The 13,729-nt window shown below is 71.9% G+C and carries 13 protein-coding genes and 3 tRNA genes; 10 read left to right on the forward strand and 6 right to left on the reverse strand.

Annotated elements, in window-relative coordinates; translation table 11 throughout:
* Window position 1 precedes the first annotated feature (1 nt).
* Window positions 2-1,246, forward strand: a complete 1,245-nt coding sequence (locus ACOKGD_RS05985; protein WP_342335105.1) for an MFS transporter — start codon at window positions 2-4, stop codon at window positions 1,244-1,246.
* Window positions 1,247-1,267: 21 nt separating this feature from the next.
* Here the strand turns inward: ACOKGD_RS05985 and ACOKGD_RS05990 are convergent, their stop codons facing one another.
* The gene (locus ACOKGD_RS05990; RefSeq protein WP_342335104.1) at window positions 1,268-2,332 is read right to left on the reverse strand and encodes an aminotransferase class V-fold PLP-dependent enzyme; all 1,065 of its coding nucleotides are present in this window, start codon (window positions 2,330-2,332) and stop codon (window positions 1,268-1,270) included.
* A gap of 81 nt (window positions 2,333-2,413) precedes the next feature.
* Here ACOKGD_RS05990 and ACOKGD_RS05995 point away from each other — a divergent pair, with 81 nt between their 5' ends.
* The 7 genes from ACOKGD_RS05995 (at window position 2,414) to ACOKGD_RS06025 (ending at window position 8,353) form a co-directional block, all read left to right on the forward strand.
* Window positions 2,414-3,385 (forward strand): LysR family transcriptional regulator, encoded by a 972-nt coding sequence (locus ACOKGD_RS05995; RefSeq protein WP_342335103.1) that lies wholly within the window; start codon window positions 2,414-2,416, stop codon window positions 3,383-3,385.
* A gap of 42 nt (window positions 3,386-3,427) precedes the next feature.
* Window positions 3,428-4,942, forward strand: a complete 1,515-nt coding sequence (gltX, locus tag ACOKGD_RS06000) for a glutamate--tRNA ligase (protein WP_342335102.1) — start codon at window positions 3,428-3,430, stop codon at window positions 4,940-4,942.
* An 89-nt stretch (window positions 4,943-5,031) separates the two neighbouring features.
* Window positions 5,032-5,103, forward strand: a tRNA-Gln gene (locus ACOKGD_RS06005).
* Between the two features lie 106 nt (window positions 5,104-5,209).
* Window positions 5,210-6,190, forward strand: a complete 981-nt coding sequence (locus tag ACOKGD_RS06010; RefSeq protein ID WP_342335100.1) for an LLM class flavin-dependent oxidoreductase — start codon at window positions 5,210-5,212, stop codon at window positions 6,188-6,190.
* Between the two features lie 22 nt (window positions 6,191-6,212).
* Complete coding sequence (locus ACOKGD_RS06015) at window positions 6,213-6,608, forward strand: TIGR03618 family F420-dependent PPOX class oxidoreductase (protein ID WP_342335099.1); 396 nt, start codon at window positions 6,213-6,215, stop codon at window positions 6,606-6,608.
* A 47-nt stretch (window positions 6,609-6,655) separates the two neighbouring features.
* Entirely contained in the window at window positions 6,656-7,600 is a 945-nt protein-coding gene (locus ACOKGD_RS06020) for a hypothetical protein (RefSeq protein WP_342335097.1), read from the forward strand.
* A 27-nt stretch (window positions 7,601-7,627) separates the two neighbouring features.
* The gene (locus ACOKGD_RS06025) at window positions 7,628-8,353 is read left to right on the forward strand and encodes a hypothetical protein (protein WP_342335096.1); all 726 of its coding nucleotides are present in this window, start codon (window positions 7,628-7,630) and stop codon (window positions 8,351-8,353) included.
* Between the two features lie 4 nt (window positions 8,354-8,357).
* Here ACOKGD_RS06025 and ACOKGD_RS06030 read toward each other — a convergent pair whose 3' ends face one another.
* Window positions 8,358-8,996 carry an MBL fold metallo-hydrolase gene (locus ACOKGD_RS06030; RefSeq protein WP_342335094.1) on the reverse strand — a complete coding sequence of 213 codons (639 nt, stop codon included), beginning with the start codon at window positions 8,994-8,996 and terminating at the stop codon, window positions 8,358-8,360.
* A gap of 125 nt (window positions 8,997-9,121) precedes the next feature.
* Between ACOKGD_RS06030 and ACOKGD_RS06035 the strand changes: the two genes are divergently transcribed.
* Window positions 9,122-9,194 (forward strand) — tRNA-Glu (locus tag ACOKGD_RS06035).
* 71 nt (window positions 9,195-9,265) lie between these two features.
* A tRNA-Glu gene (locus ACOKGD_RS06040) sits at window positions 9,266-9,338 on the forward strand.
* 47 nt (window positions 9,339-9,385) lie between these two features.
* On the opposite strand, the gene ACOKGD_RS06045 is transcribed toward ACOKGD_RS06040, so the two are convergent.
* The 4 genes from ACOKGD_RS06045 to narH are packed head-to-tail and all read right to left on the reverse strand — an operon-like array spanning window position 9,386 to window position 13,711.
* Entirely contained in the window at window positions 9,386-10,603 is a 1,218-nt protein-coding gene (locus tag ACOKGD_RS06045; RefSeq protein ID WP_342335092.1) for an MFS transporter, read from the reverse strand.
* Window positions 10,600-11,412: a respiratory nitrate reductase subunit gamma gene (gene narI / locus ACOKGD_RS06050; protein WP_342335090.1), complete on the reverse strand. Its 813-nt coding sequence runs from the start codon at window positions 11,410-11,412 to the stop codon at window positions 10,600-10,602. Before narI ends, ACOKGD_RS06045 begins: the two co-directional genes overlap by 4 nt.
* Window positions 11,409-12,038 (reverse strand): nitrate reductase molybdenum cofactor assembly chaperone, encoded by a 630-nt coding sequence (narJ, locus tag ACOKGD_RS06055; protein WP_342335088.1) that lies wholly within the window; start codon window positions 12,036-12,038, stop codon window positions 11,409-11,411. The genes narI and narJ overlap by 4 nt, the downstream gene beginning before the upstream one ends.
* Window positions 12,035-13,711, reverse strand: a complete 1,677-nt coding sequence (gene narH / locus ACOKGD_RS06060; RefSeq protein WP_342335086.1) for a nitrate reductase subunit beta — start codon at window positions 13,709-13,711, stop codon at window positions 12,035-12,037. The genes narJ and narH overlap by 4 nt, the downstream gene beginning before the upstream one ends.
* Window positions 13,712-13,729 lie beyond the last annotated feature (18 nt).

Raw genomic sequence — 13,729 nt, forward strand, 5'->3', positions numbered from 1 at the left:
CGTGACCACCGAGCTCGACGCGTCGGGAGTCGCCCGCGTCCAGGCCCGCACGGTGCGGACCCTCGCCGCGGGGCAGGTGCTCGGCGGCGTCGCGTTCGGGGCGACGGTCTCGCTCGGGGCGCTGCTCGCCGCCGACCTGTCGGGCGAGGAGTCGCTCTCGGGCTTCGCGACCGCGTCGGTCACGCTGGGCGCCGCGCTCTGCGCCATCCCGCTCGCCCGCCTCGCCGGCGCGCGCGGACGCCGCTTCGCGCTGACCCTCGGCAACGTGTTCGCGCTGGTGGGCATCGCGATCGTGATCCTGGCGGCGGCGCTGCGGATGTTCCCGCTGCTGCTGGTGGGCGTGATCCTGATCGGCGCCGGCAACGCGGGCAACCTGCAGTCCCGTTTCGCCGCGACCGATCTCGCGACCCCGCAGCGTCGTGGGCGCGACCTGGGCACCGTCGTCTGGGCGACGACCGTCGGCGGCGTGCTCGGCCCGCTGATGACAACCCCCGGCGAGGCGGTGGGCGCCGCGATCGGGATGCCGCCGCTCACCGGCTCCTACCTGTTCTCGATCGTGGCCCAGATGGCGGCCCTGGTGCTCTACCTGATCGCCCTGCGCCCCGATCCGCTCGTCCTCGCGCAGCGGATCGCGCGGACGGCCGGATCGGCGGGGCCGGTGGTCGAGTCGGATCGGCCCGTCGCGGCGCGCTACGCGATGCTCGCGGTGGCCTCCTCGCACGTTGTGATGGCGTCCGTCATGGCGATGACGCCTATCCACCTCTCGCACATGGCCGGCGGCCACGGCGGGCACGGCGACATGACCGCCGTCACGCAGCTGGTGGGCATCACCATCGCCCTGCACGTGCTCGGCATGTACGGCGCCTCGCCGCTGTTCGGCTGGCTGGCGGATCGCGCGGGCCGCGTGAACACGGTGCTGGTGGGGCTCGGCATCCTCGTGGCGGCGCTCGTGACGCTCACGCTCTGGCCCGAGCAGCACGCGGCGGTCATCGTCGGGCTGTTCCTGCTGGGCCTCGGCTGGAGCGCCGGCACGGTGGCCGGATCGGCCCTGCTCACGGAGGCGACGCCGATCGCACGCCGGCCGCGTCGCCAGGGCCTGAGCGACACCACGATGACCGCGTCCGCCGCGATCGGCGCCGTGCTCGCCGGCGTGGTGCTCGACGCCCTCGGCTACGGCGCGCTCGCGCTGATCGCCCTGAGCGTGGTCGCGATCACCGCGGCGCTCTCGCCCCTCGGCCGCCGCTGACCCGCCACGACGTCACCCGCATCACCCGCGGAGGGCGCGTACGGCGCGCTCCACGTCGCTCTCGTCGTTGTAGACGTGGAAGCCGACGCGCGCGCGGCCCGCTCGGCCGGAGGCGGCGATCCCGGCGGCCGACAGGCGCAGCAGCGCCTGCCCGTCCGTGTCGGGCCAGGTGACGATCGCGCTGGCGATCGACGGCTCCGCGACGCCGATCGCGTCGCGGAAGGCCGCGGCGAGGCCCGTGGTGTGCGCCAGGGAGGCCTGCTGATCGGCGGAGGCGAACAGGGCGAGCGACTGCTCGGCGCCAAGGAACGCCGACCACGCGGGGGAGACGTCGAGGCGCGTGGCGTCGTCGGCCAGGGGCGTGGTGTGCCCGTAGCAGGAGGTCCACGGATCGGCCCCGGCATACCAGCCGGCATGGAGCGCCGGCACCTGCCGGGCGAACTCCTCCGAGATGGCGAGGAAGGCGACGCCCCGCGGCGCGCACAGCCACTTGTACGCGTGACACACCAGTGCGTCGACCTGCGTGGCGTCCACGGGCATCCAGCCCACGGCCTGCGCGCCGTCGCACAGGGTGCGAGCGCCGTGGCGCCGTGCCGCCTCGGTGATGGCGGGCAGGTCGGCGACCTCGCCCGTGGCCGACTGCACGAGCGAGAACGCCACGAGCGCCGTGCCCGGCCCGATCGCGTCGGCGAGGGCCGCGAGCGGGACGGCGCGCACCCGCAGCCCCTGCGGTGCGTGGGCGAAGGGAAGGAGCAGCGACGAGAAGTCGCCCTCGGGCACCAGCACCTCGGCACCGGCCGGGAGCGCGGCGGCGATCAGGGCGGTGAAGGCGGACGTCTGCGACCCGATGGCCACCCGCGTGGGCGCGGTTCCGACGAGGGCCGCGAAGTGGGCACGGGCCCGCTCGGTCGCCGCGCCGTACGCCACGGGATCGGCCAGGCCGGCGGCAGAGCCCTCGGCGTCGGCGATCAGGGCGTCGCGTGTGCGGCGCGGGGTGATGCCCACGGTGCAGGTGGCCAGGTAGTCGGCGCCCGCGTCGAACGCGTCTCGCAGCGCGAGGGAGGGGGCGGGGGCGATCATGCTCATAAGAAGAGCGTCTCGTCCGGGCAAGTATTCGTCTACGGCAGGTTATGGATGACGCTCATGCGATCAGGTTATGGTCGAGTCATGCCCCGCCCCGATGAGCCGCTGCCCACCGCGGGCGTCGAGCTCGGCGCGCACGACCTCCGCCTGATGCGCGCGGTCTCGGACGCCGGATCCATCACGGGGGCGGCCCTCGCGCTCGGCTACAGCCAGCCCGCCGTGAGCCAGCACATCAAGCGGCTCGAGGCCCGGGCCGGGCTTCCGCTCATCGAGCGCGTCGGGCGACGTGCGCGCCTCACCGAGGCCGGCCGGGTGCTCGCGCGTCACGCCCCCGCCGTCGTCACGGCACTCGAGGCCGCCCAGGAGGATCTCGAGCTGCTGCGCGGGGGAGGCAGGGGCGTGGTGCGTCTGGCGGGCTTCCCCTCGGCCTCGGCCGCGCTGCTGCCGCGGCTGCTGGCCGAGCTCGGCCGCACCGATCCGGGGCTGCAGGTGCTCTACGTCGAGGCCGAGCCACCGGAGGCGGTGGAGGCGGTGCGGGAGGGGCGCGCCGACGTCGCCCTGACCTTCAGCTTCCCCGGGGATCGGGACGACCCGCACGGGCGCAGCGCGCGCGGGCTCTCGGTGCGCGCGGTCGGCCAGGAGGAGCTGCTGCTGGTGCTGCCGGCCGACCACCCGGGGGCGTCGCGCGACCGGGTGGACATCGCCGACCTGGCGGAGGAGAACTGGATCGGCGGCTGCCCGCGGTGCCGAGGGCACCTTCTCGAGCTCTGCGGCCGCGCCGGCTTCGTTCCGCGGATCGCGTTCGAGACCGACAACTTCGTCGCGGTCGAGGGGCTCGTGGCGCAGGGGATCGGCGTCGCCACCCTGCCGCGGATCGCCCTCGATGCCACCGCCCGCCGCGAGGGGGTCGCGATCCGCCCGCTGCCCGACGGCGAGCGTCGCACGCTGCATCTGGTGACCGCCCGCGGCGCCGAGCGTCTGCCGTCGGTGCGCGCGGTGATCGCCGCGCTCGAGTCGCTGATCCTCCACATCATCGCCCCCGCGGCCGCCGGCTGAGGCCCCACGGAATCGGCAGGATCCGCAACTAAGCTGGATCCGATGTCTTCTGCACCCGATCCCCGCACCACGACGGCCACCGGCTCGGACGTCCGCGTCCGCTTCTGCCCGTCGCCCACCGGCCTTCCTCACGTCGGCCTGATCCGCACCGCCCTGTTCAACTGGGGCTACGCGCGCCACACCGGCGGCAAGCTCGTGTTCCGCATCGAGGACACCGACGCCGCGCGCGACAGCGAGGAGAGCTACCAGCAGCTGCTGGACGCGCTTCGCTGGCTGCACATCGACTGGGACGAGGGCGTCGAGGTCGGCGGCCCGCACGAGCCGTACCGCCAGTCGCAGCGCGGGCACCTGTACCTCGAGGTGCTCGAGAAGCTGAAGGCCGCCGGCGCGGTCTACGAGAGCTTCTCGACGGCCGAGGAGATCGACGCCCGCAACGAGGCCAACGGCCGCGCGAAGCAGATGGGCTACGACAACTACGACCGCGACCTCACGGATGAGCAGAAGGCCGCGTTCCTCGCCGAGGGCCGCCAGCCCGCGCTGCGCCTGCGGGTGCCGGACGAGGACATCACCTACGTCGACCTGATCCGCGGAGAGGTGACCTTCCCCGCCGGATCGTTCCCCGACTTCGTGATCGTGCGTCCGAACGGCGCGCCGCTGTACACGTTCGTGAACCCCGTCGACGACGCGCTCATGGGCATCACGCACGTCCTGCGCGGCGAGGACCTGATGCCCTCGACCGCGCGTCAGCTTGTGCTCTACGCGGCACTCGTCGATGCGGGCGTGGCGTCGTTCATCCCGCGCTTCGGCCACATGCCGCTGGTGCTCGGCGACGGCACGAAGAAGCTCTCCAAGCGCGACCCGCGGGCCGACCTGTTCCTGCACCGCGAGCGCGGGTTCATCCACGAGGGTCTGCTCAACTACCTGGCGCTGCTGGGCTGGTCGATCGGCCACGACCGCGACGTGTTCTCGCTCGAGGAGTTCATCGCGGCCTTCGACATCGCCGACGTGAACCCGAACCCTGCCCGCTTCGACCAGAAGAAGGCCGAGTCGATCAACGGCGACCACATCCGCATGCTCGAGCCGGCCGACTTCGCCGAGCGGATCACGCCGTACCTCGTCACCGCGGGGGTTGTGGGGGAGAGCCCGACCGACGAGCAGCGTTCGCTGATCGCGGCCGCCGCCCCGCTGATCCAGGAGCGCCTGCCCCTGCTCGGGGACGCCCCCGGCCTGCTCGGCTTCCTGTTCGCCGATGCGGTCACCTACGACGATGACGCCCTCGCCGGGCTGCCCGAGAACGCCGCCGCGGTGCTGAACGCCTGCGTGTCGGCGCTGGAGCTCGTCCCCGAGGCCGAGTTCACGGCCGCGACGATCCAGGCGGCGCTCGCGGGCGCCCTGATCGACGGGCTCGGCCTGAAGCCGCGCGTGGCCTACGGCCCCCCGCGCGTCGCCATCTCGGGCCGCCGCGTCTCGCCGCCGCTGTTCGAGTCGATGGAGCTGCTCGGCAAGCAGGCATCCATCGCGCGTCTCGCGGCGCTTGTGGTCCGGCTCACCGCCTGACGCGACACGCCCGCGTTCGGCTGCCGGTTTGGCCTGTTCCGAAGGTTCGCGTAAGCTTGATCTTCGGCACGGGCTAGCCCGGAAGCCATTGGGGTATGGTGTAATTGGCAACACGGCGGTTTCTGGTTCCGTTGTTCTTGGTTCGAGTCCAGGTACCCCAGCAGTGAAGAACCCCCGCTTCGGCGGGGGTTTTCGCGTTTCCGCCGCCGCGTGCGGCCCGGGGCAGGCGCTGCTCCCGGAAGCGCTTTCGGCTCTAGGGTGGGCGGCATGACGAGCCCCTCACCGCGCCGCGTCGGCGTGCTGCTCCCGCGCGATCTGCCGCTTCACCAGCTGACCGAGTTCGCCTCGCGCGCCGAGTCGTGGGGATTCGACGAGGTCTGGGTGGTCGAGGACCTCGGGTTCCGCGGCGGGATCGCGCAGGCCGCCGTGGTGCTCGCCGCGACCAGCCGGATCACGGTGGGGATCGGGATCCTCCCGGCCGGGGCGCGCAACGTCGCCTTCGCCGCGATGGAGGTCGCGACCCTCGCGCGGCTGTTCCCCGGCCGTCTCACGGTCGGGATCGGGCACGGCATGCCGGACTGGATGCGGGAGGCCGGCGCCTGGCCCGCCAGCCCGCTGACGCTGCTGAAAGAGTGGACCGTCGCCCTGCGCGCGCTGCTGCGCGGGGAGGATCCGCCCTCCGGCGGCCGCTACGTCGACGTCTCCGGCGTGCGGCTCGAGGAGCTGCCCGACCCCGTGCCGCCGGTGGTGCTCGGGGTACGTGGCCCGAAGTCGCTGGAGGCGGCGGGGGTCGTCTCGGACGGTGTGGTGCTGGCCGAGCCGTCGGCACCGGCGTACGTCGCCGAGTCGCTCGCGCGGGTGGCCTCGCAGCGCACGAGCGCGGAGCGGCCGCTGGCGATCACCTACGACGTGGCCGCCGTCTCGGACGACCCGTCGGCGGCGCTCGACGCGGTGCGAGCGGGCCTCGGGTGGATCGGCGAGCCGGACTGGCTGCCGCACATCGCGCCCCTCCCGTTCGCCGCCGAGCTCGCCGCCCTCAGGGCCGAGTGCGATTCGCCGGAGCAGTTCGCCGAGCGGCTCCCGGAGGCGTGGATCGGCGAGCTCGCCCTCGCGGGCACGCCCGCGCAGGTGCGTGCCCGGATCTCGGCACGCCACGACGCGGGCGCCACCACCGTGCTGCTGACGCCGGTCGGCGAGGATCGCCTCGGGGCGCTGCGGGACCTCTCGCGGGTGCTGACGAGCGACTGAACGGACGACTACCGTGGGCGTCATGACCGACTGGACGGAAGTCGCCCCCAAGTTCGCCGGCACCGCCGTGGCCCATCTCGCCACGGTCGGAAAGGACGGCGGCCCGAGATCCGTGCCCGTGTGGATCGATGTGGAGGGGGAGAGCGATCTCGCCTTCTTCACCGAAGCCGGATCCCTCAAGGACCGCAACATCGCGCGCGATCCGCGGGTCGCGCTGTCGGTGACCGACCCGTCGAACCCGCTCGACATGGCCACCGTGCGCGGCGAGGTGATCGCCCGGGTCGAGGGCGAGGACGCGATGGCCATCACAGACAGGGTCGCCCGGAAGTACACCGGCGACCCCTACGAGATCCGCAGCGGGCTCGTCGCCTTCGTGGTGCGCCCGACGTCGTGGTGGGGCCGCGACTACGCCGGATGAGCGGGGGCCCGCCCGGCGCCGGTCGCGCGCGGTGTCAGGATGAGCGCATGTCGAATGCGGATGATCCTCGTGCCGTCCTCGCCGATGCCGAGCGGTCGGTGGCAGAGGCCGCGCGCCTGGAGCGCCTGCTCGACGCCCAGCGGGAGGTCGCCGCGGCCGCTGCCGCCGCGGTGACCGCGGCGCGCACGGCGCTCGGCATCGAGGCGCGGGACGTCGAGAGGCTCGAGCGCGTGTCCTTCACGCGCGCCTGGGCCGCGTTGCGCGGCGACACCGACGACCGTCTGGCGCGCGAGCGGGCCGAGGAGCAGGCCGCCCGGTTCCGTCTCGGCGTCGCGGCGGATCGGCTCGAGGAGGCGCTGCAGGCCGCCCGGGCGACCGAGCAGCGGCGAGCGGAGCTGGGTGACGTCGCCGCCCGCCGTGCCGACGCGCAGCGCGTGGTGCAGGAGTGGGTGCTGCGGCACGACGGCGCCGATGCGGCGACGCTCACGCAGCTGCTCCGGCAGCTCGCGCTGCTGGAGTCCGAGGGGCGGGAGGTGAGAGAGGCCTGGCAGGCAGCGACGGCCGCGATCCAGGCACTCGAGGGCGCCGCCGGTCTGCTCTCCCAGGCGGGCGGCCTGGCCACCTATGACACGTTCTTCGACACGGGGATCCTGACCGACCTCGCCAAGCGGGATCGGATGGAGAAGGCGTCCGCGCAGCTGCAGCGGGCCGACCGCGCGCTGCGCACGCTCACCGTCGAGCTCGGCCATATCGGCCAGCGGGCGACGTCCGACCTGCAGCTCTCCGTCGAGCTGGATGCGTTCGACCTGTGGTTCGACGACATCTTCTCGTCGTGGGCGGTGCGGGATCAGATCAAGAGCGCCCAGGCGCGCGTCGACGAGGCACTGGACCTCGTCAGCGGCATCGAGTCGCGCCTCGCGGTGCAGTCGCACGAGACCGAGCTCGCGCTCGCCCGCGATCTCGCCCGGCGCGACGAGATCCTGCGCGGGTGAGCCGATCCGCCCTGCTTGAATGAGCGGGTGGACGAAGCTGTCGAACTGGCCGAGCTGCGCCGCCGGGCGTATGGACCGGCCGGGGGGATCGATGCCGCCGGCATCGCGCGCCTGACCTATCTCGAGGGGCGCGTGCGCGCCGCCGCCGAAGACGAGGTGGTGGCGCCGCCCGAGGTGATCACCGCCCAGGCGGTGCCGTCCTCGCCGGCGCCGACGATCCCCGCGCCGCCGGCATCGATCGTGGCCCCCGCGGCGCCCGAGTCCCGCGCCGCCACGCGGGCGACGCCGAGGCGGTGGCCGCTCATCCTCGGCGCGCTGGTCGTGGGCGCCATCGCGGGCGCGGCTCTCACCCGGACGATCGGCGAGGCGACGGGTCCGCACCCGGACGCGGTGCTGCCCATCGTCGCGGAGAAGCGCCCGATCCCGGACGGGGTCCCGCCGGACGCGGCCAGCCACGCGATGTACCGATCGCTCGACATCCGCTCCTGGACCGACGAGGTCGCGGGCTTCCGGTGCATCGGCGTGCTGCCGCGCGGCGCGGAGGCGGACGGCGCCTTTCCTCAGCTCGCGTGCGGCCAGGCCGCCTTCCCGACCTACCTCGACGCCACGGTCGTCGAGGCCGAGATGGATCCGCTGTACCCCTTCCAGAAGAAGTACATCGACGACGCCGTCATCGGCGAGATGCTGCGCTTCGAGCTCATCGGGGACGAGGTCAGAGTCTGGCGCGTCGTCCCGCCGGAGATCGAGGGCTGAGGCCTCAGATATCGATGCTCTCGCCCGGCTCCAGCACGTGGAACCGGCCGTCGTGCTGCTCAGTCGCCCACTGCAGGCGGCTGAGGCTCATGCCGCGCCCGACGACCGAGAGCGTCATGTCGTGTGTGCCGAAGGCGTGGCGCGGCTTCACGGCGAGGACGAAGTCCATGGCCTCGCCGAGCTTCAGCCAGGGGGCGCCGACGGGAGCGGCCAGCACCTTCACATCGACGTCCTCGGGCACCGTGAACGAGTCACCCGGGTAGTAGAGCTCGTCGTTCACCAGGACGCCGACGTTGTCGCACTGCGGAATGCTCTCGTGGATTCGCGCGTGCGTGCCGCCGAAGAAGCGCAGCGTGAAGGCGCCGATCCGGATCTCGTCGCCCGGCAGCACAACCGCCGGCTGGTGATCGGTGATCGCGGCGGCGACGGCGGCGGTGGTGTAGATCGGCACGGTCGGGGCCTGGTGGAAGATGCGCTCGAGCTGCTCGGGCGTCCAATGATCGGCGTGCTCGTGCGTGATGACGATCGCGTCGAGATCATGCAGGTTGTCCATCGCGGTCGTGAAGGATCCCGGATCGATCAGGAGCGTGCGGCCTTCGACGTCGATGCGGAGGGCGGCATGCTCGTGCTTGGTGATGCGCATGCCCCGATCCAACCATGGCGCGCGCGACACGCACGGGAGGGTGGACAAGCCCGCCCGATTTGTTCACCGCTGCGGGCTCGTGTCATAATCTTCTAGTTGCCGGAAACGGGAACGAAATCTAGGACGGCCCCATCGTATAGCGGCCTAGTACGCTGGCCTCTCACGCCGGTAACGCGGGTTCGAATCCCGCTGGGGTCACTTCACAAGTGAAACACTTTCTCGTCGCCGACTGCGCCGATGAGATGATCCGCGAGGATCGCATCTAGGACGGCCCCATCGTATAGCGGCCTAGTACGCTGGCCTCTCACGCCGGTAACGCGGGTTCGAATCCCGCTGGGGTCACACTGTGACGAAGAAGCCCGATCCACACGGATCGGGCTTCTTCGCTGTCAGCCCTCGTCTTTCGGCGCGTGCGAGACGATGTAGGTGAAGAACACCGCGGCGACGGCCGTCGCGCACAGCAGGCCGAGGCCGATCGCGTACCCGCCGGTCTCGGGGCTGTAGGTCGCCCCCATCAGCAGCGGCGGGAAGAACCCGCCGAGGCCTCCCGCGGCTCCCACCATGCCCGTGATGGTGCCGACGCGCGCCTGCGGAGCGCGCTGAGCCACCCACGCGAACACCGCGCCGGCGCCGGCGGCCAGCAGCACGCCCATGATCACGAACGACGCCCCGGCAAGCAGCTCGGGCGGCGGCACGAGCGCGATCACCACGGCCATCACGGCGGTGCCCGAGAGCACGAACATCAGCACCCGCGCCGGGCCGAAGCGATCGGAGAGGATGCCGCCGAACGGACGGGCGACGACCGCGGCCACCGCGAAGCCGGCGGTGCGCGTGCCCGCGTCGGCGAGCTCGTAGCCGTACACGGTGTTCAGGTAGGTGGGCAGGTAGGTCGAGAAGGCGACGAAGCCGCCGAAGGCGACCGCGTACAGGAACGACATCTGCCAGGTGATGGCCAGGCGCCCGGCCGCGGCCAGCTTGGGGAGCACCTTGTCGGTGTTGGGCCGCCACGCGGGGGAGTCGCGCATGAAGACCCAGACGACCCCCGCGAGCACGAGCAGGGCGACGGCCATGATGATGTGCGTCGTCGCGTAGCCGAACCACTGCACCATCCGCGGCGTGAAGAACGCCGACAGCGCCGTCCCGCCCATGCCCATGCCGAAGACACCCGTCGCGAAGCCGCGCTTGGAGGCGTCGTACCAGGCGTTCACGAAGGGCACGCCGATCGCGAAGGTCGTGCCGGCGATGCCGAGCAGGAAGCCGAAGATCAGCAGCATCACGTACGAGCCGATCGACCCCGCCCACATCACCAGGATCAGGGGGACGGCCGAGATGGCGATGAACAGCGTGAACATCGAGCGACCGCCGTAGCGGTCGGTCAGCACACCGGTGACGATCCGCCCGAGCGATCCGACCAGCACCGGGACCGCGACGAGGATCGAGGTCTGCGTCGGCGTCAGCTCCAGATCCTGGGCGTAGCGGATCCCGAGCGGGCCGATCTCGTTCCAGGCCCAGAAGGTGATCGCGAACGCGAGTGTCGCCAGCCACAGGTTGCGGCCGCGCCCGGGCAGCGGGTGCACGATCGCCGGCGTGGTGCGGGCAGTGCTCATCGTCGTCCTCCTGTCGTGCGGCGCGCGGGGCGGGCGGGCCGATCGGGCGCCCGGTCGGGGGTGCCGATCGGGGCCCAGCCGCGCCGGATCGCGCGAGCGGACGTCGGGCGCCCGTCGCGGGAGCGGTACACGATGTAGGGGCGGAAGAGGTAGTGCAGCGGCGCCGTGAACGCGTGCACCAGGCGTGTGAACGGCCAGATCATAAACAGCGCCATGCCGATGAGCGTGTGGATCTGGAACTCGAGCGTGGCCTGCGACATCGCCGCGATGTCCGGCTGGAAGACGAATAGCGACCGGAACCACGGCGCCACCGTGTCGCGGTAGGTCTGCTCGTGATGGGGGCCGAACACGCTGATCAGCGTCGTCGCGAGCCCGGCGACGAGCGCGAGGACGAGCACGATGTACATGAACTTGTCGTTCCACGTCGTGGCCATGAACACCGGCCCCGTGGTGCGACGGCGGTAGATCAGGATCACCACGCCCCCGAGGGTGGCGATGCCGGCGACGGCCCCGAGGCTCAGGGCGACCACGTGGTACATCTCCTCGGTGACGCCCACCGCCGCCGTCCACGTGTTCGGGATCAGGAGCCCGATGACGTGCCCGGCGATCACCACCAGCAGGCCGAAGTGGAACAGCGGCGACCCGATCCTCAGCAGCCGCGACTCGTACAGCTGCGACGACCGGGTCGTCCATCCGAACTTGTCGTAGCGGTAGCGCCAGACCGTGCCGCCGATCAGCACCGCCAGCATCACGTAGGGCAGGATGCCCCACAGCAGCAGGTCCCAGGTGGTGGGGGCGGGGGCGTTCATGCGCGTCCTCCGACGGGCTGCAGCGGCAGCAGCCGCGGATCGTAGGCGTCGAGCCCCACCGACTCGGCGGGGGGACCGGAGGCCGCCAGGGCCATCGCCTGCTCACGGTCGGAGGGCGAGACCCCCGGGAGCGTCGCGCACACCGCGGCGACGACGCCGGCGTACGGCGAGCCGCGCTCGGCGAGGGCGATGCGGATCAGCTCGACGCTCGCCCGGTACTCCTGCAGCAGTGCGGCACCGTCGTCGGGGCGCTGGGCCGCGAACTCGAGCACCAGCGGCAGGTGATCGGGCAGCTCGCCCGTGCCCTCGAGCTCGAGGCCGGCGTCGCGGTAGCGCTGCTTGAAGCCCGCGAGCACCATGCCGCGGCGGCGCGTGTCGCCGTCGGTCCAGTACGACAGATACAGGGCATGGCGCTTGGACATGTCGAAGGTGTCGACGTAGGCGGCGGCCACTGCCTCCGGGCGGGTGCGCTCCCACCATTCGAACAGCGGCTCGAAGGCGGCCTCCGCGGTCGGGGCCGACTCACGCAGCGCCGCGCGGATGAGCGGCGCCGCCGCCAGGATGTCCGCGTCCGGGTGCCGCAGGCACAGCGAGGCCGCCTGGTACACCACCTCCCGGCGCCTCACGACGCGCCCCCGTCGGATCCGCGATCCGGGAAGAGGCCCGATGGCACCCCGTTGCCGTCCCAGTTGAGGAGGTTCACGCGACCCCGCAGGGTCTCGGAACTCGTCGCCTCGCCCGAGGTCTGCCGCTCCTTCAGCGCCTGGAAGGTCTCGACCGCCACGGGCATGGGGCGCCCGCTCGCCTCGCCCAGGGGGCCCGCGCCCATCTCGTAGGGGCCGCCGTCGAAATCGAGCGAGCATCCCAGCTCCTCGAGCTCGTGCGCCCGCTCGAAGTGCGCGGTGGGGATGACGTAGCGGTCCTCGTACTTCGCGATCGCCAGGAGGCGGTACATCTCGTAGAGCACGTCGCCGGTCATGCCCACCGCGTTCGCGATCGACTCGTCGCGCTCGCCGCCGAGGGCGATGTCGCGCAGATACGCGCGCATGGCGGCCAGCTTGTGCAGCACGCCGTTGATGATGTTCGTGTCGCCCGCCGTGAACAGCTCGGCGAGGTACTCCTGCGGGATGCGGAGCGTCTCGATCGCGCCGAACAGGGTGCCCGCCTCCTCGGCGTCGTGGCCCTGGTCGCGCAGCAGGTCGACGATCGGCGACAGCGGCGGGATGTACCAGACCATCGGCATCGTGCGGTACTCGGGGTGCAGCGGCAGGGCGACCCGGTACTTCTTCGCCAGCGCGTACACGGGCGAGCGACGGGCCGCGTCCATCCAGTCGTCCGGGATGTCTCCCTGCTCGCGCACCGCGGCGATGACCTCGGGGTCGTCCGGGTCCAGGATCAGCGAGAGCTGCGCCTCGTAGAGGTCCTTCGGATCGGGGGTCGAGGCGGCCTCGGTGACGCCGTCCGCGTCGTAGAGGAACAGCCCGAGGTAGCGGAGGCGACCGACGCAGGTCTCCGAGCACACCGTCGGCAGGCCGACCTCGAGGCGCGGATAGCAGAGCGTGCACTTCTCGGCCTTGCCGGTCTTGTGGTTGAAGTAGATCTTCTTGTACGGGCAGCCCGTGATGCACTGGCGCCAGCCGCGGCAGCGATCCTGATCGACCAGCACGATGCCGTCCTCGGCGCGCTTGTAGATCGCGCCGGACGGGCAGGAGGCCATGCACGACGGGTTCAGGCAGTGCTCGCAGATGCGCGGCAGGTAGAACATAAACGTCTGCTCGAACTGCATCTTGATCTTGTCCTCGGACTCGCGCCGCACCTTCGCGACGATCGGGTCGAGGTGGCCCATCTCGCTGGCGCCGCCGAGGTTGTCATCCCAGTTCGCCGACCAGGTGATCTTCGTGTCCTCGCCCGTGATCAGCGACTTCGGCCGCGCCACGGGGAAGTCGTCGCCCAGCGGTGCGTCGATCAGCGTCTCGTAGTCGTACGTCCACGGCTCGTAGTAGTCCTCGAGCTTGGGCTGCACGGGGGAGGAGAAGATCGTCAGGAGCTTCTTGACACGGCCGCCGGCGCGCAGCTTCAGGCGCCCGCGCCGGTTGAGGGTCCATCCGCCCTGCCACTGGTCCTGATCCTCGTAGCGGCGGGGGTAGCCCTGGCCGGGCCGCGTCTCGACGTTGTTGAACCAGACGTACTCGGTGCCGGCGCGGTTCGTCCACGCCTGCTTGCACGTGACCGAGCACGTGTGGCACCCGATGCACTTGTCGAGGTTCATGACCATGCCCATCTGGGCCATCACTCGCATGCGGTTTCGCCTCCCGAC

Source organism: Microbacterium phosphatis, from assembly GCF_049177115.1.
Classification (GTDB): domain Bacteria; phylum Actinomycetota; class Actinomycetes; order Actinomycetales; family Microbacteriaceae; genus Microbacterium; species Microbacterium phosphatis.